This window comes from Streptomyces sp. GLSS-08, from assembly GCF_056387915.1.
Map to the genome: position 1 here is coordinate 31,632 of NZ_JBWJAQ010000013.1, position 16,092 is coordinate 47,723.

Sequence of the window (16,092 nt, forward strand, 5' to 3'; positions counted from 1 at the left end):
GCGGATGTCCACCCCGCCATCCGTAGCCGAAGGGCATCCCCGTGAGCGCCAACCGCCCGGCAGCCGTCGTCGTCCTTGCAGCGGGTGAGGGCACCCGTATGAAGTCGGCCACACCGAAGGTCCTGCACGAACTCTGCGGACGCTCCCTGGTGGGCCATGTGCTCGCCGCCGCGCGCGAGTTGGACCCCGAGAACCTGGTCGTCGTCGTGGGTCACGCCCGTGAGCAGGTCACCGCGCACCTCGCCGGCACGGACCCGGGCGTACGCACGGCCGTGCAGGCCGAGCAGAACGGGACCGGGCACGCCGTCCGGATGGGCCTGGAGGAGCTGGGCGGAGCCGTCGACGGGACCGTCGTGGTGGTGTGCGGCGACACGCCGCTGCTGACGGGCGCGACCCTGGAGCGGCTCGCGGCGACGCACGCCGAGGACGGCAACGCGGTCACGGTGCTGACCGCCGAGGTGCCGGACGCGACGGGGTACGGCCGCATCGTGCGGGACGGCGCGAACGGCGCGGTGACCGCGATCGTGGAGCACAAGGACGCGAGCGAGTCGCAGCGTGCCGTCCGGGAGATCAATTCCGGGGTGTTCGCGTTCGACGGGCGGCTGCTGGCGCAGGCGCTGGGCAAGGTGCGTACCGACAACAGCCAGGGTGAGGAGTACCTGACGGATGTGCTCGGGATCCTGCGGGAGGCGGGTCACCGGGTGGGGGCGTCGGTGGCGGCCGATCACCGGGAGATCGCCGGTATCAACAACCGGGTGCAGTTGGCTCAGGCGCGGCGGATTCTGAACGACCGGTTGCTGGAGCGGGCGATGCTCGCGGGGGTGACCGTGGTGGATCCGGCGTCGACGTGGGTGGATGTGACGGTGACGTTCGAGCGGGACGCGGTGGTGCTGCCGGGGACGCAGCTTCTGGGTGCGACGCATCTGGGTGAGGGTGCGGAGGTGGGTCCGCATTCGCGTCTGAAGGACACCTCGGTGGGTGCGGGGGCGCGGGTCGACAACACGGTGGCGGACGGCGCGGAGGTGGGTCCGCAGGCGAGTGTGGGTCCGTTCGCGTATCTGCGTCCTGGGACGCGTCTGGGTCTGAGGGCCAAGGTGGGTACGTACGTGGAGACGAAGAACGCGTCGATCGGTGAGGGGACGAAGGTGCCGCATCTGTCGTATGTGGGTGATGCGACGATCGGTGAGTATTCCAACATCGGTGCGGCGAGCGTGTTCGTGAACTACGACGGGCAGGACAAGCACCACACGACGGTGGGTTCGCATTGCCGTACGGGTTCGGACAACATGTTTGTGGCTCCTGTCACGGTCGGGGACGGCGCGTACACCGCGGCGGGCTCGGTGATCACGAAGGATGTGCCGCCCGGTTCGCTGGCCGTGGCCCGTGGCCAGCAGCGGAATATCGAGGGTTGGGTGGCCCGTAAGCGTCCGGGGAGCGCGGCCGCGAAGGCGGCGGAGGCGGCTTCCCGGGAGTCGGACGGCGAAGGCTGACCGGAAACGGGCACGTCGGACACGGCGTACCGTGATAGGTGCACAACTCGCACCCCCCAGCTGAGATCACTTCTCAACGCCCAGCTGAGACACCTCTGAGGAGACAGTGCTGTGACCGGGATCAAGACGACCGGCGAGAAGAAGATGATGTTCTTCTCCGGCCGCGCCCACCCCGAGCTTGCCGAGGAGGTCGCCCACAAGCTGGGTGTCGGGGTTGTCCCGACGAAGGCCTTCGACTTCGCGAACGGTGAGATCTACATCCGTTATCAGGAGTCGGCTCGTGGCGCCGACTGCTTCCTGATGCAGAGCCACACGGCTCCGATCAACAAGTGGATCATGGAGCAGTTGATCATGATCGATGCTCTGAAGCGGGCTTCCGCGCGGAGCATCACGGTGATCGTGCCGTTCTACGGTTACGCGCGGCAGGACAAGAAGCACCGTGGGCGTGAACCGATCTCGGCGCGTCTGATCGCGGACCTGATGAAGACGGCGGGTGCGCACCGGATCCTGACGGTGGATCTGCACACGGATCAGATCCAGGGCTTCTTCGACGGTCCGGTGGACCATCTGTTCGCGCTGCCGATTCTGGCGGACTACGTGGGTGCGAAGGTGGACCGGAGCAAGCTGACGGTGGTGTCTCCGGACGCCGGCCGGGTGCGGGTGGCGGACCGCTGGTGCGACCGGCTGGACGCGCCGCTGGCGATCGTGCACAAGCGTCGTGACAAGGACGTCGCCAATCAGGTGACCGTGCACGAGGTCGTGGGTGATGTGAAGGGCCGGGTCTGTGTCCTGGTCGACGACATGATCGACACGGGTGGCACGATCTGCGCTGCGGCGGACGCCCTGTTCGCGCACGGTGCGGAGGATGTCATCGTGACGGCGACGCACGGTGTGCTGTCGGGGCCGGCGGCGGACCGGCTGAAGAACTCGAAGGTGAGCGAGTTCGTGTTCACGGACACGCTGCCGACGCCGGGTGAGCTGGAGCTGGACAAGATCACGGTGCTGTCCATCGCGCCGACGATCGCGAACGCGGTGCGTGAGGTGTTCGAGGACGGTTCGGTGACGAGCCTGTTCGAGGAGCAGTGAGCCGTCCACCGGCTTGCTGAAGATCGATTTCTGGTACGGCCTTCGCGCCGAGTAAGCTGTGACAGTTGCTCGGCGAGGGAGGCCGTACCGCGTTTTCGGGGTACGGCTGTCCGTTATCGACGCGCTCTTCGTAGCAGGCCGTTCGTGGCCGGGTGACCACTTTCCCCAGGTACTACGAGGAGTGACATGTCCGAGGTCAAGATCGCCGCTGAGACCCGCACCGAGTTCGGCAAGGGTGCCGCGCGTCGTATCCGTCGTGACAGCAAGGTTCCCGGTGTCGTGTACGGCCACGGTGCCGACCCGGTTCACGTGACGCTTCCGGGTCACGAGCTGCTGCTCGCCCTGCGTACGCCGAACGTGCTGCTGTCCCTGGAGCTCGACGGCAAGTCGCAGCTGGCGATCCCGAAGGCCGTGCAGCGTGACGCGATCAAGGGCTTCCTTGAGCACGTCGACCTGCTGCTCGTCCGCAGTGGCGAGAAGGTCACGGTCGAGGTCTACGTCCACACCGAGGGCGAGCTGGCTCCGGGTGCCTACCTGCTCGAGCACGTGCTGAGCACGCTGACGGTCGAGGCCGAGGCCACGCACATCCCCGAGTCGGTCACCGTGTCCATCGAGGGTCTGGAGGCCGGTGCCGCCATTCTCGCGAAGGACATCCCGCTGCCGTCGGGCACGAAGCTGGCGATCGACGAGGACGCGGTCGTCCTCCAGGTCCTGGCCGCGCAGGCGGAGGAGGCCTCTCCGGAGGCCGAGGGTGCGGGCGACGAGGCCGCCGAGGCCTGATCCCCCCGATTTCTCTGTTGTCAGCCGCCGTTCCGTTCCGGAGCGGCGGCTGGCGCGTATCCAGCACACATGGGAGACACGGACGTGACGACCGACGCCAATGCGCCCTGGCTGATCGTGGGGCTCGGCAATCCGGGGCCGGAGTATGCGATGAACCGGCACAACGTGGGCTTCATGGTGGCCGATCTGCTGGCGGAGCGGGTCGGCGGGAAGTTCAAGCGGGCCGGGAAGGCGCAGGCTCAGGTGATCGAGGGGCGGATCGGTCCGCCGGGTCCTGCCAACCGGCGGGTGATTCTGGCGAAGCCGATGTCGTACATGAATCTGTCGGGTGGTCCGGTGAACGCGCTGCGGGACTTCTACAAGGTGCCGGTGGGTCATGTGGTGGCGGTGCATGACGAGTTGGACATCGATCACGGGGTGCTGCGGTTGAAGCTGGGCGGGGGTGACAACGGGCACAACGGGCTGAAGTCGATGACGAAGGTGATGGGTCCGGACTATCACCGGGTGCGTTTCGGTATCGGGCGTCCGCCGGGGCGGATGCAGGTGGCGGATTTCGTGCTGAAGGACTTCTCGTCGGCGGAGCGCAAGGAGCTGGGGTATTTCGTGGACCGCGCGGCGGATGCGGTGGAGGCCCTGGTGATCGAGGGTCTTGAGCGGGCGCAGTCGACGTACAACTCGTGAGGGGCCGGATGCTGTCCGGCCCGGTTGCAGGGGGACAACGGCGACTTGTCGCCCGGCCGGGTTGACCGGGTGCAGTGTCATGGCCAAGGATCGCGGCCATGTGTCCCCGGGCGGCCTCCAGTCAGAGCGCGTACGCGGCGCTGCGGTTCGGGCGGCTGGCGGCGATGGGTGTGGTCGCGGCGTTGATCCTGGTCGCGGGTGTGTGGGGTTCCTGGGGTACGGCGCAGCACGTGATGCTGACCAAGGGGCGCGAGCAGGGGACGATGCGGGTGACGTCCTGTGCGGACGATGCCTGCTGGGGGCCGTTCCGGCCGACGTCGGTGGGGTCGCAGGCGCGGGGCCGGGTGGTCATCGATCGGTCGGTGGCGGTGGAGGCGGGGCGGACGTACTCCGTGGCGGTGAAGCCGGGCAGTGGCCGTGTGGTGCGTACGGGGCCTGCGGGGCTGTTGTATGCGTGGGTTCCGCTGGCGGGCGCGTTGTTGCTGGCGTCGGTGGTGGTGGCGGGTGGTCTGCGGCTGACGCGGGTGGCGTGGTTGATGGCGGGGGCGGGTGTCACGTTCTTGACGGCGACGTTCCTGGTGCTGTGAGCCGGTGACGTGCCTGGTGCTGTGAACGGGTGACGTTCCTGGTGCTGTGAATGGGGTGTGGCCCCCGTCCTCGTGGTGCGAGGGCGGGGGCCACTTGTGTGTGCCGGGTGGGTCAGCCGGTGTTGCGCAGTCCGGCGGCGACGCCGTTGACGGTGAGGAGCAGGGCCCTGGAGAGCAGCGGGTCGGGTTCGGAGCCCGCTGCGGCCTCGTCGCGCTGGCGCTTGAGGAGGGCGACCTGGAGGTAGGAGATGGGGTCCAGGTAGGCGTCGCGGATGGCGAAGGTCTGCTGGAGGACGGGGTGGTTGTCGAGCAGTCGTTCGCCGCCGGTGACGCGCAGCACCTCGCGGACGGTGAGTTCGTGTTCGGCCTTGATGGTGTCGAAGACGTGCTTGAGCTCGTCGGGGACGAGGGTCTCGACGTAGTGGCCGGCGATCCTGAGGTCCGTCTTGGCCAGCGTCATCTCGACGTTGGACAGAAAGTTGCGGAAGAAGTGCCACTGCTCGTGCATCTCGTCGAGGACGCTGTCGAGGCCGGTCTCGCGCAGGGCCTTGAGGCCGGAGCCGACGCCGAACCAGCCGGGCACGATCTGCCGGGACTGGGTCCAGCCGAAGACCCACGGGATGGCGCGCAGTCCGTCGAGCGAGACGCCCGAGCCGGGGCGGCGGGAGGGCCGTGAGCCCAGGTGCAGGTCGGCGAGCTGGTCGACCGGCGTGGAGGCGAGGAAGTAGGTCGGCAGGTCGGGGTCCTCGACGAGCCGGCGGTAGGCGGCGTGGGCGGCGTCGGAGACGACGTCCATCGCGGCGTCCCAGCGGGCGAGTGACTCGTCGGACTGGCGGGGGGCGGTGTGCAGGGCGGATGCCTGGAGGGTGGCGGCGACGGTCAGTTCAAGGTTCTCGCGGGCGAGTGACGGTACGAGGTACTTGTCGGAGATGACCTCGCCCTGTTCGGTCACCTTGATCTCGCCTTCGAGGGTGCCCCACGGCTGGGCGAGGATCGCGTCGTGGGAGGGGCCGCCGCCGCGGCCGACGGTGCCGCCGCGGCCGTGGAAGAGGCGCAGGCGGACGCCGTAGCGGTGGGCGACGTCGCGCAGGCGGCGCTGGGCGCGGTGGATCTCCCACTGGGAGGTGGTGATGCCGCCGAACTTGGAGGAGTCGGAGTAGCCGAGCATGACCTCCTGGACGTCGCCGCGCAGGGCGACCAGGCGCCGGTAGGAGGGGTCTGCGAGCATTTCGTCGAGGATGACGTCGGCGGCGCGCAGTTCGTCGGTGGTCTCCAGCAGCGGCACGATGCCGATCCTGGCCCAGCCGGCGTGCAGGTCGATGAGTCCGGCCTCGCGGGCGAGGACGGCGGCGGCGAAGACGTCGTCGGCGCCCTGGCACATGGAGATGATGTACGACTCGATGACCTCGGGTCCGAAGACTTCGAGGGCCTTCTTGACGGTCTGGAAGACGCCGAGGGTCTTCTCGCCCGCGGCGTCGACGGGGGCGGGGCTGGGGGCGAGGGGGCGCCGGGAGCGCAGTTCCTTGGCGAGGAGCTTGCCGCGGTAGTCGCGGGGCATGTCGGCGTAGCGCCAGGATTCCTCGCCGAGGCGGTCGAAGAGCTGGCCGAGGGCGTGGTGGTGGGCGTCGGCGTGTTCGCGGACGTCCATGGTGGCGAGCTGGAGGCCGAAGGCGGCGAGGGTGCGGATGGTGCGGTTCATCCGGCCGTCGGCGAAGAGGGCGCCGCGGTGCTCGCGCAGGGAGCTCTGGATGAGGGTGAGGTCGGCGAGCAGTTCGCCGGTGCCGAGGTAGTCGCGGCCGTCCTGGTGGGGGGTGCCCTTGGCGAGGCGCTGCTTGGTGTTCTCGAGCTTCTGGCGGATGCAGGTGGCCTTGAGCCGGTAGGGCTCCTCGGCGTTGAGCCGCTTGTAGCGGGGGCTGATCTCGGGGAGCTGCTCGAGGTCGGTCTGGAGGGAGGTGAGCAGTTCTTCGGTGGCGCCGGTGTATCTGATGGAGTTCGACAGGAAGCCGCGGAGCTCGTCGATCATGTCCAGGGCGTCGTTGATGCCGTGTTCGTGCTGGAGGATCAGGACGTCCCAGGTGACCTGGGGGGTGACGTTGGGGTTGCCGTCGCGGTCGCCGCCGATCCAGGTGCCGAAGGTGAGGGGGCGGGTGTCGTCGGGGAGGTCGACGCCGACGCGTTCGAGTTCGGCGGTGAGGTCCTCGAGGACGTCGCCGACGGCGCCGGCGTGCAGTTCGTCGAGGTAGTAGATGGCGTTGCGGGCCTCGTCGGCGGGCTCGGGGCGGACGACGCGCAGTTCGTCGGTCTGCCAGACGAGGTCGATGTTCTCGGCCAGTCGGGTGTCGTAGCGGCGTCGGTCGGCCTCGGTGACGGGGGTTTCGAGGAGGGCGGCGATGCGGCGCAGCTTGTTGAGGACCGAGCGGCGGGCGGCTTCGGTGGGGTGTGCGGTGAAGACGGGGCGCACGTTGAGGTTGCGGACGGTGTCGCGCAGGTGGTCGGGGTCGGCGTCCTTGAGGCGGTCGGCCGTGCGGGCGAGGAGGCTGCCTTCGGCGGCGCGCTTGGCGCGCAGTTCGCGGCCGCGGTGCACCTGTTCGGTGACGTTCGCCAGGTGGAAGTACGTGGAGAAGGCGCGGACCAGCTTGGCTGCGGTCTCCAGTTCGGTGCCGCGGAGCAGCTCGGCGGCGGCTTCGCCGTCCTCGCGGGTCAGGCTGCGGACCTTCTCGACGAGTTCCAGGAGTTCGGGGCCCTCCTGGCGTACGAGGGTTTCTCCCAGCAGGTCGCCCAGGCGGCGGATGTCGGCGCGCAGCTCGCTGCTGGTCGTCGTGGTCTGTTCGTCGGCACTGCTCACAGGTGCGGCTCCTTGCAGTGTTGAAGCTCGTCTGAAGCTCGTCTGGCGGGGAACCCGGGTGGTGACCGCGCGGCGGGGTGCCGCTCAGGGACGTGGCGCCCGGGAAGATTTCAGAACGGACCGCGCTGTCCGACCGACTCCAAGGATAGGTGTCCATGCGGACGCGCAGACTGTCGGGCTGTTGCCGTCGGCTTTCGCGCTGTCATACTTACGATGCCGTAGGTTACGGAACCGTAGGGATGCCCGTCAGCTCCAGGTATGTCTGTCGGGTCCCTGCTTCCGGCATTTTCTGACTCTTGACCCTCGACCCCACAAGGGGACGCCCATGACCGCAAGCTCCGATGTGTTCGAAGACGCCCCCCGGGCGGACGACGACGGCTCGCTGCCGCCCGCCACGCTGGGCGGTGAGCAGAAGCGTTCGGTGGAACAGTTCGCGCTGCTCCTCTTCATCGTCTTTCCCTTCCTCGCCCTGCTGGCGGCGGTGCCGCTGGCCTGGGGCCGGGGGGTGAGCTGGCTGGACCTCGGCCTGCTGGTGTTCTTCTACTACCTGGGCTGCCACGGCATCACGATCGGTTTCCACCGGTACTTCACGCACGGTTCCTTCAAGGCCAAGCGGTCGCTGCGGATCGCGTTGGCGATCGCCGGTTCGATGGCGGTGGAGGGGCCGGTGGTGCGGTGGGTCGCCGATCACCGCAAGCACCACAAGTACTCGGACGCCGAGGGTGACCCGCATTCGCCGTGGCGTTTCGGCGAGACGCTTCCGGCGCTGATGAAGGGCCTGTGGTGGGCGCACATCGGCTGGATGTTCGACGAGGAGCGGACCTCGCAGGAGAAGTACGCGCCTGATCTGATCAAGGACCCGGCGATCCGGGCGATCTCGCGGCAGTTCCTCGCCTGGACGGCGCTGTCCCTGGCGCTGCCGGCTCTGATCGGTGGTCTGGTGACGATGTCCTGGTGGGGCGCGTTCACCGGTTTCTTCTGGGGTTCGCTGGTGCGCGTGGCGCTGCTGCACCACGTGACGTGGTCGATCAACTCGATCTGTCACGCGGTGGGCAAGCGGCCCTTCAAGTCGCGTGACCGTTCGGGCAACGTGTGGTGGCTGGCCGTGCTGTCGTGCGGCGAGTCCTGGCACAACCTGCACCATGCGGACCCGACGTCGGCGCGGCACGGTGTGGAGCGCGGTCAGCTGGATTCCTCGGCGCGGATCATCCGCTGGTGCGAGCGGCTGGGCTGGGCGTACGACGTGCGCTGGCCGTCACGCTCGCGTATCGATTCCCGCCGGAACCCGGACGGGACGGGCGCCCGCCGCAGGCCGGAGACCGCCGAAGCGGCATGATGGACAGCGTGGCGACCGACTCGAGCACATCCGGCAACGACAAGCAGCGGCGTCCGCGCCGCACCCGTATGACCGGTGCGGAGAGACGTCAGCAGCTGCTCGAGATCGGTCGCACGCTGTTCGCCGCGAAGGGTTTCGAGGCCACGTCGGTGGAGGAGATCGCGGCGAAGGCCGGGGTCTCCAAGCCGGTGGTGTACGAGCACTTCGGCGGCAAGGAGGGCCTGTACGCGGTGGTGGTGGACCGGGAGATGCGCCGGCTGCTGGACATGGTGACCAGCTCGCTGACGGCCGGCCATCCCCGTGAGCTGTGCGAGCAGGCCGCGTTCGCGCTCCTGGACTACATCGAGGAGTACACGGACGGTTTCCGGATCCTGGTCCGTGACTCCCCGATCCCGCAGTCGACGGGTTCCTTCGCGTCGCTGATCTCGGACATCGCCACCCAGGTGGAGGACATCCTGGGCCGCGAGTTCAAGAGCCGCGGCTTCGATCCGAAGCTGGCGCCCCTGTACGCGCAGGCGCTGGTGGGCATGGTGGCCCTGACGGGCCAGTGGTGGCTGGACGTGCGGCGGCCGAAGAAGGCCGAGGTGGCCGCGCATCTGGTGAATCTGGCGTGGCACGGCCTGGACGGCCTGGAGGCGAAGCCGCGCCTGATAGGCCACCGCAAGGCCTAGAAGGCTCGTGCAGATCTTGGGTCTTCATGAGCCTTCCAAGGACCGGCGACCGGTTCCAGGAATTCGAGCCGGTTGCCGACCGGGTCCTCGGAGTAGAAGCGGCGGTGGCCGGGCAGGCCGTCGTCCCAGGTGACGGGGGCCCGGTGGGCGGTGAGCCGGTCGGCGTACGCCTCGATGCCACGGACTCGCAGGCCGGGGTGGGCCTTCTTCGCGGCCCGGAAGCCCTTCTCGATCCCGAGGTGCAGCCGCACCGTTCCCGCGGCGAACCAGCAGCCGCCGCGGGCGGCGAGGGCGGGCGGCTTGGGGATCTCGGTCATGCCGAGGACGTGCGTGTAGTACGCGCGCAGGGCGTCCTCCGAGCCGGGCGGGGCGGCGAGCTGGACGTGGTCGACGGCGGTCAGCACCTCAGTCAGCCTTCCGGGCGACGGCGAAGACGCGGCGGAACGGGAACACCGTGCCGTGTCCGCCGGCCGGATAGGCGGTGCGCAGGGCCTCGCGGTACTCGTCGATGAAGGCGTCCGCGTCCGGGCCCAGTTCGGTGAGGACGGGCCGCAGACCCGTTCCTTTCACCCAGTCCAGCACCGGGTCCTCGCCGGGGAGGAGATGCAGGTACGTCGTCTCCCAGACGTCGGCCCGGCAGCCGAGGGCGACGAGGCGGTCCAGGTAGCCGGCGGGGGTGAGGATCGCCCCGTCGTGGCGCAGCGTTTCGCCGAGGCGGTCCTGCCAGCGCGGGGAGCGGGTGATCTCGCGCATGAGGCGGTGGCTGGGCGAGTCGAAGTTGCCGGGGACCTGGAAGGCGAGGGTGCCGCCGGGGGTGAGGCCCTCGACCCAGGCGGGGAAGGACGCGGGGTGCCCGGGTACCCACTGCAGGGTGGCGTTGCTGATGATCAGGTCGTACGGCTCCGCGGGCGTCCAGGTGCGGGCGTCGGCGTCTTCGAAGTCGAGGCGGCCGCCGCCCGGGGTGGGGCCCGCGTGGTCGGTGCGGGCGCGTTCCAGCATCTGCGGGGAGTTGTCGTAGCCGGTGATGTGTGCGGTGGGCCAGCGTTCGGCGAGCAGGGCGGTGACGTTGCCGGGGCCGCAGCCGAGGTCGGCGATGCGGGCGGGCTCACGCGGCAGGGCCGGCACTCGGGCGAGGAGGTCGATGAAGGGGCGGGCGCGGTGGTCGGCGTGGCGCAGGTACTGGCTGGGGTCCCAGTGGGGAGCGGCGGCGGGCATGGCGGGCCTCCTGGAGGGGCACGTCCGGCGGGGACGTGACCTGGGCGAGGTGTCCTGGGCGATCTCCACCCTCACACCCAAGTATCTTGACGTCAAGAGACTTCACGTCGACACAACCACTACACTGATCGTCATGGAGGACGAGGTCGATCGGCTGGTCGCAGCGTGGCGCCGGGAGCGCCCTGACCTCGACGTGGAACCGCTCGAGGTGCTCAGCCGGGTGAGCAGGCTGGCCCGGCACCTGGACCGGGCGCGCCGGCTGGCGTTCGCCGAGCACAGCCTGGAGCCCTGGGAGTTCGACGTCCTGACGTCGCTGCGGCGTGCGGGCGCCCCCTACCAGCTCTCCCCCGGCCAGCTCCTCACCCAGACCCTGGTCACCTCGGGCACGATGACGAACCGCATCGACCGGCTCGCCAAGAAGGGCCTGGTGGAGCGGCTGCCCGATCCCAGCGACCGGCGCGGTGTGCTGGTGCGGCTCACGGAGGAGGGCCAGGACCGCGCCGACCAGGCACTGGCCGGACTCCTGGACCAGGAGCGCGCGATCCTCGCGGAGCTCAGCCGCGGACAGCGCGGCGAACTGGCCGCACTGCTACGCCAGTTGACCGCCCCGTTCGACAACATCCCCGGTTAGGTCGGCGGGTCCGACCCCGGCCCGGCGCGCGAGCGCGACCGCGGCGAGCGTGGAGTGCACCCCGAGCTTGCCGAGGACGTTCTGCATGTGGGTCCGCACGGTGTGGGGCGAGAGGAACAGCCGCTCGGCGACGGCCTTGCGCCCCAGCCCGGCGACCATGCACCGCAGCACTTCCCGCTCCCGCGGCGTGAGGGACTCCACCAGCCGCTCGCTCTCGGTGCGGTGCTTGCGGGCGGCGGTCAGCTCCCGCAGCACGCCGGTGAGCAGGGCGGGCGGCAGATGCGTCTCGTCCCGCAGGACTCCCCGGATGACGGTCAGCAGCCGGGACAGGGAGCAGTCCTTGGCGACCCAGCCCGAGGCGCCGGCCTGGAGGGCGAGGGCCGCGCGGCGCGGGTCGTCCTTCTCGGCGAGGACCACCGTGCGGACGTGGGGCTGACCGGAGCGGACCCCGGCGACGAGGGAGATCCCGTCGACGAGCCCGTCCTCGTTGCTCTCCTGCACGGGGACGGCCGGACGCGTGCCCGGCACGTTGCCGCCCAGGTCCGCGTCGACGAGAGCCACGTCGAATCTGCGCCCTTCGGCGGCGCCCCGCTCCAGGCAGCGCAGTGCGGCGGGGCCACTGCCCGCCGCGGACACGTCGACGTCGGGCTCGGCGGCCAGGGCAGCGGCGAGCGACTCGGCGAAGATGCGGTGGTCGTCGACGACCAGGACACGGATGCGAACCACTGAAACCCCCACTGTCGGAGGACGGCCTGCGCAGGTACGGCGCCCGGAATGATCCCCTGGCCCCCAGGACCCGGGGTGGGGCGACGCAGCCGCACGGCCGCCGCCGTGCTGGAACTGCTACCCCCACTCCGGGCGTCGTACCCGGCTGTCTCGCCCCCTGATCAGCACCGGCCCCCACCGGCACTGTCCATCAGGGTAGGCCCGGGAGCGGGGAGCGGAAGGCGATTTGCAGAACTGGTTGGCCAGCGCGTTTATGGTGAGCCGTATGTTCCGTCTTGAGACAGAAGTGGACCGGGAGCGACGGGATCTGCTGCGCAGGCGGCTGCGGGACGCCAACACGCGGGCCTCCCCGGTGCTCCGCTCCCTGCGCGGAACCCCCGGCGAACGGGAGGTTCCGCTTCATGTCTGGGCGCTGGACGGGACGGGCGCCCTCGCGGGGGGCCTGGTCGGGCACGCGTGGGCGACCTGGCTCCACGTCACGTATCTCTGGGTGGACGAGCGGTACCGGGGGGCCGGGCTCGGGGCCCGGCTGCTCGCCCGGGCGGAGCGGGCGGCGCGGGACGACCACGGGTGCCGCAGTGCCCGGCTGGAGACCTGGGACTTCCAGGCACCCGGGTTCTACGAGAAGCAGGGCTACGAGGTGGTGTGCGTGATCCCCGGCTATCCGCCGGGGATCACCGAGTACACGCTGACGAAGCGTCTGACCCGCTGAACCGCGGGGCTCCCCAGCTGTCCGTCCCGTACCCGGGGCGCCGGCCCCGGACCCCCGTCAGCGCGCCGCGCGCTCGTCCCCGGACCGGGAACCCCTTCGGTCAGCCCACCCGGCGGGCGCCCGCCGCGGGCACCGCCGGGAAGACGCGGGGGGCGGTGTGGCCGGCCGCGGTGAACGCCTCCGTCACCGCCTTGGTGACGGTGTCGACGTCGGCGGACTCCACGAGGACGACCGCCGAACCGCCGAAGCCCCCGCCGGTCATCCGCGCGCCGAGCGCCCCGGCCGCGTTGGCGGCGAAGACCACGAGGTCCAGCTCGGGGCAGGAGATGCGCAGGTCGTCGCGGAGGGAGGCGTGCCCCTCGGTGAGGACGGGCCCGATGCCGCGCACGTCTCCCGCGTCCAGCAGGCCGATGACCCGCTCCACCCGGTGGTCGTCGGAGACCACGTGCCGTACGTAGCGGCGCACGCGCTCGTCGGAGAGCCGGGCCAGGGCCGCGTCGAGGTCCTCGTGGGCGACGTCGCGCAGATGGGAGACGCCGAGCCGGCGGGCGCCCTCCTCGCATCCCTGGCGCCGCTCGGCGTAGGCACCGTCGCCGAGGGCGTGCTTCACGCGGGTGTCGACGACGAGCAGTTCGAGGCCCTGGGCGGCGAGGTCGAAGGGGACCTGGCGGATCGACAGGTCGCGGCAGTCGAGGTGCAGGGCGTGCCCCTCGGTGCAGCACGCGGACGCCGTCTGGTCCATGATCCCGCAGGGCACGCCGACGAAGTCGTTCTCGGCGCGCTGGGCCAGGCGGGCCAGTTCGGGCCGGGTGAGCCCGAATCCGAAGAGGTCGTTCAGGGCCAGCGCCGTGACGACTTCGAGGGCGGCGGAGGAGGAGAGGCCCGCGCCGGTCGGCACGGTGGACGCCAGGTGCACGTCGGCGCCGGTCACGGCGTGCCCGGCGGCGCGCAGGGCCCACACCACACCGGCCGGGTACGCGGCCCAGCTGGTGTTGGTCAGCGGCTCGAGCGAGTCGACGTGCAGCTCGACGACGGGGCCCTCGACGTCGGCCGAGTGCAGCCGCAGGACGCCGTCGTCGCGCCGGGAGACCGCCGCCACCGCGGTGTGCGGCAGGGCGAGCGGCATCACGAACCCCTCGTTGAAGTCCGTGTACTCACCGATCAGGTTGACCCGGCCGGGGGCCGCCCAGACGCCTTCCGGCGCGGCCCCGTACAGCTCCTGGAATCCTTCGCGAACCCCCACCTGGTGCTCCCTCAGTCCCTGTTCTGTGCGAACGCCCACGCGTCCGCGACGATCCCCGCGAGATCCGCGCGGGACGGGTTCCAGCCGAGCCGCTCGCGCGCGGTGGCGGCGGAGGCGACCAGGACGGCCGGGTCGCCGGCGCGGCGCGGCGCCGCCACCTCGGGGATCGGGTGCCCGGTCACCTGGCGGACGGTCTCGATGACCTCGCGGACGGAGAAGCCGTTGCCGTTGCCCAGGTTGCAGATGAGGTGCTCGCCCGGGCGGGCCGCGGTCAGCGCCAGCAGGTGCGCCTCGGCGAGGTCGGCGACGTGGATGTAGTCGCGGACGCAGGTGCCGTCCGGGGTCGGGTAGTCGTCCCCGTAGACCGAGATCGCCTCGCGGCGGCCCTGGGCGACCTGGAGGACCAGCGGGATGAGATGCGACTCGGGGTCGTGCCGCTCGCCGCAGTCCCGGTAGGCGCCGGCCACGTTGAAGTAGCGCAGGGACACCGCGCCGAGTCCGTGGGCCGCCGCCTCGCCGCTGATCATGTGGTCGACGGCGAGCTTGGAGGCGCCGTAGGGGTTCGTCGGGGCGGTCGGCGCGCTCTCCACGATCGGGGTGACCTCGGGCTCGCCGTAGGTCGCGGCGGTGGAGGAGAAGACGAGTGTGCGCACGCCCGCGGAGCGCATCGCGGCGAGCAGCGCCATGGTGCCGCCGACGTTGTTGTCCCAGTACTTCTCGGGCTTGACGACGGACTCGCCGACCTGGGAGAAGGCGGCGAAGTGCAGGACCGCGTCGTAGGAGGAGTCCAGCCATTTGGTGGCGTCGCGGATGTCGCCCTCGATGAACGCGGCGCCCGCCGGGACTCCCTCGCGGAAGCCGGTCGAGAGGTTGTCGAGGACGGTGACCTCGTGGCCCGCCTCCAGCAGATGCCGCGCGACCACGCTGCCGACATAGCCCGCGCCGCCGGTGACCAGGTACTTCCCACTCATGAACTCGCTACCTCTCGCAGTCGCTGAGCCGCGGTCTCCGGCGGCACGTCGTTGATGAACACGCTCATGCCGGACTCGGAACCCGCGAGAAACTTCAGCTTGCCGGAAGTGCGGCGAATGGTGAAAAGCTCGAGGTGGAGTGCGAAGTCGTCGCGGTCGACGCCCTCGAACTCCTCCAGCGTGCCGAACGGCGCCTGGTGCCAGGCGGCGATGTACGGCGTCGCGGGCTCGCCCTCGCCCTCCTTCCCTCCGTCCCGCCGGTCGAAGATCCGGTCGAAGCGCCTCAAGAGTTCCAGATAGACCTGGGGGAACTCTGTGCGCGCGCCGTCGTCGAGGCCGAGCAGGTCGGGGACCCGGCGCTTGGGGTAGAGGTGCACCTCGTAGGGCCAGTGCGCCGCGTACGGCACGAAGGCCGCCCAGTGCTCGGTCTCCAGGACGACCCGGTCGCCCTCGGCGAGTTCGCGGGCCACGACCTCGTCGAAGAGGTTGCCGCCGTCGGTGGCCTGCTTGTGGGCGGCGAGGGAGCGCAGCATCAGCGCGGTGCGCGGGGTGGTGAAGGGGTAGGCGTAGATCTGGCCGTGCGGGTGGCCGAGGGTGACGCCGATCTCGGCGCCGCGGTTCTCGAAGCAGAAGACCTGTTCGACGGAGGGGAGATGGGACAGTTCGGCGGTGCGGTCGGTCCACGCCTCCAGGACCAGGGCCGCCTGCTCCTCGGTGAGGTCGGCGAAGGACGCGTCGTGGTCGGAGGTGAAGCAGACGACCTCGCAGCGGCCGGAGTCACCGGCCAGCGAGGGGAAACGGTTCTCGAAGACCACCACGTCGTACGAGGAGTCCGGGATCTCGCTCAGCCTCTCGCCCCGGGAGGGGCACAGCGGGCACTCGTCGGCCGGCGGGTGGTAGGTGCGGCCCTGCCGGTGGGAGGCGACGGCCACCGAGTCACCGAGCAGCGGGTCGCGGCGGACCTCGGAGGTGGTGACGGTCGGCTCCAGCGGACGCCGGTCTGCGGCGTCGCGCACCGTGTCGTCCCGCGAGTCGTAATAGACGAGCTCACGGCCGTCCGCCAGCCGGGTCGAGGTCTTCTTCACTGCCGGACTCCCCTGTCCCACCCATCAAACAGA

The 16,092-nt window shown here is 70.4% G+C and carries 16 protein-coding genes; 9 read left to right on the forward strand and 7 right to left on the reverse strand.

Annotation, left to right across the window (positions count from 1 at the left end; translation table 11 throughout):
- Positions 1 to 41 precede the first annotated feature (41 nt).
- The 5 genes from glmU to AC0ZLC_RS23045 all read left to right on the forward strand — a co-directional run bounded on the left by glmU (position 42) and on the right by AC0ZLC_RS23045 (position 4,624).
- Entirely contained in the window at positions 42 to 1,490 is a 1,449-nt protein-coding gene (gene glmU, locus AC0ZLC_RS23025; protein ID WP_476753838.1) for a bifunctional UDP-N-acetylglucosamine diphosphorylase/glucosamine-1-phosphate N-acetyltransferase GlmU, read from the forward strand.
- A 111-nt stretch (positions 1,491 to 1,601) separates the two neighbouring features.
- Complete coding sequence (locus AC0ZLC_RS23030; protein WP_121402468.1) at positions 1,602 to 2,576, forward strand: ribose-phosphate diphosphokinase; 975 nt, start codon at positions 1,602 to 1,604, stop codon at positions 2,574 to 2,576.
- 186 nt (positions 2,577 to 2,762) lie between these two features.
- A complete protein-coding gene (locus AC0ZLC_RS23035; protein WP_358850087.1) occupies positions 2,763 to 3,356 on the forward strand; it encodes a 50S ribosomal protein L25/general stress protein Ctc in 594 nt (197 codons plus the stop codon).
- Between the two features lie 69 nt (positions 3,357 to 3,425).
- The gene (gene pth, locus AC0ZLC_RS23040) at positions 3,426 to 4,037 is read left to right on the forward strand and encodes an aminoacyl-tRNA hydrolase (RefSeq protein ID WP_358850086.1); all 612 of its coding nucleotides are present in this window, start codon (positions 3,426 to 3,428) and stop codon (positions 4,035 to 4,037) included.
- Between the two features lie 98 nt (positions 4,038 to 4,135).
- Complete coding sequence (locus AC0ZLC_RS23045; protein ID WP_476753839.1) at positions 4,136 to 4,624, forward strand: hypothetical protein; 489 nt, start codon at positions 4,136 to 4,138, stop codon at positions 4,622 to 4,624.
- A 112-nt stretch (positions 4,625 to 4,736) separates the two neighbouring features.
- Here AC0ZLC_RS23045 and ppc read toward each other — a convergent pair whose 3' ends face one another.
- Positions 4,737 to 7,469 carry a phosphoenolpyruvate carboxylase gene (ppc, locus tag AC0ZLC_RS23050; RefSeq protein WP_476753840.1) on the reverse strand — a complete coding sequence of 911 codons (2,733 nt, stop codon included), beginning with the start codon at positions 7,467 to 7,469 and terminating at the stop codon, positions 4,737 to 4,739.
- Between the two features lie 325 nt (positions 7,470 to 7,794).
- On the opposite strand from ppc, the gene AC0ZLC_RS23055 reads away from it, so the two are divergent.
- A complete protein-coding gene (locus AC0ZLC_RS23055) occupies positions 7,795 to 8,805 on the forward strand; it encodes an acyl-CoA desaturase (protein ID WP_476753841.1) in 1,011 nt (336 codons plus the stop codon).
- A complete protein-coding gene (locus AC0ZLC_RS23060; protein ID WP_476753842.1) occupies positions 8,802 to 9,476 on the forward strand; it encodes a TetR family transcriptional regulator in 675 nt (224 codons plus the stop codon). Before AC0ZLC_RS23055 ends, AC0ZLC_RS23060 begins: the two co-directional genes overlap by 4 nt.
- Here the strand turns inward: AC0ZLC_RS23060 and AC0ZLC_RS23065 are convergent.
- Positions 9,473 to 9,880, reverse strand: coding sequence for a VOC family protein (locus AC0ZLC_RS23065; protein WP_476753843.1), 408 nt, complete (start codon positions 9,878 to 9,880; stop codon positions 9,473 to 9,475). The genes AC0ZLC_RS23060 and AC0ZLC_RS23065 overlap by 4 nt on opposite strands.
- Before the next feature lies 1 nt (position 9,881).
- Positions 9,882 to 10,691: a trans-aconitate 2-methyltransferase gene (locus AC0ZLC_RS23070; protein WP_476753844.1), complete on the reverse strand. Its 810-nt coding sequence runs from the start codon at positions 10,689 to 10,691 to the stop codon at positions 9,882 to 9,884.
- A 133-nt stretch (positions 10,692 to 10,824) separates the two neighbouring features.
- On the opposite strand from AC0ZLC_RS23070, the gene AC0ZLC_RS23075 reads away from it, so the two are divergent.
- Positions 10,825 to 11,322, forward strand: a complete 498-nt coding sequence (locus tag AC0ZLC_RS23075) for a MarR family winged helix-turn-helix transcriptional regulator (RefSeq protein ID WP_476753845.1) — start codon at positions 10,825 to 10,827, stop codon at positions 11,320 to 11,322.
- On the opposite strand, the gene AC0ZLC_RS23080 is transcribed toward AC0ZLC_RS23075, so the two are convergent.
- Entirely contained in the window at positions 11,281 to 12,048 is a 768-nt protein-coding gene (locus AC0ZLC_RS23080; protein ID WP_476753846.1) for a LuxR C-terminal-related transcriptional regulator, read from the reverse strand. The two genes, AC0ZLC_RS23075 and AC0ZLC_RS23080, sit on opposite strands and share 42 nt — an antisense overlap.
- 253 nt (positions 12,049 to 12,301) lie before the next feature.
- Between AC0ZLC_RS23080 and AC0ZLC_RS23085 the strand changes: the two genes are divergently transcribed.
- On the forward strand, positions 12,302 to 12,760 hold the full coding sequence (locus AC0ZLC_RS23085; protein WP_476753993.1) for a GNAT family N-acetyltransferase: 459 nt from the start codon (positions 12,302 to 12,304) through the stop codon (positions 12,758 to 12,760).
- Between the two features lie 100 nt (positions 12,761 to 12,860).
- Here the strand turns inward: AC0ZLC_RS23085 and galK are convergent, their stop codons facing one another.
- Genes galK through galT form a run of 3 tightly spaced genes read right to left on the reverse strand, consistent with a single transcriptional unit; the run spans position 12,861 to position 16,059 of the window.
- Positions 12,861 to 14,003, reverse strand: a complete 1,143-nt coding sequence (gene galK, locus AC0ZLC_RS23090; RefSeq protein WP_476753847.1) for a galactokinase — start codon at positions 14,001 to 14,003, stop codon at positions 12,861 to 12,863.
- 11 nt (positions 14,004 to 14,014) lie between these two features.
- Positions 14,015 to 14,974 carry a UDP-glucose 4-epimerase GalE gene (galE, locus tag AC0ZLC_RS23095; RefSeq protein WP_476753848.1) on the reverse strand — a complete coding sequence of 320 codons (960 nt, stop codon included), beginning with the start codon at positions 14,972 to 14,974 and terminating at the stop codon, positions 14,015 to 14,017.
- The gene (gene galT / locus AC0ZLC_RS23100) at positions 14,971 to 16,059 is read right to left on the reverse strand and encodes a galactose-1-phosphate uridylyltransferase (RefSeq protein ID WP_476753849.1); all 1,089 of its coding nucleotides are present in this window, start codon (positions 16,057 to 16,059) and stop codon (positions 14,971 to 14,973) included. The genes galE and galT overlap by 4 nt, the downstream gene beginning before the upstream one ends.
- Positions 16,060 to 16,092: the final 33 nt, after the last annotated feature.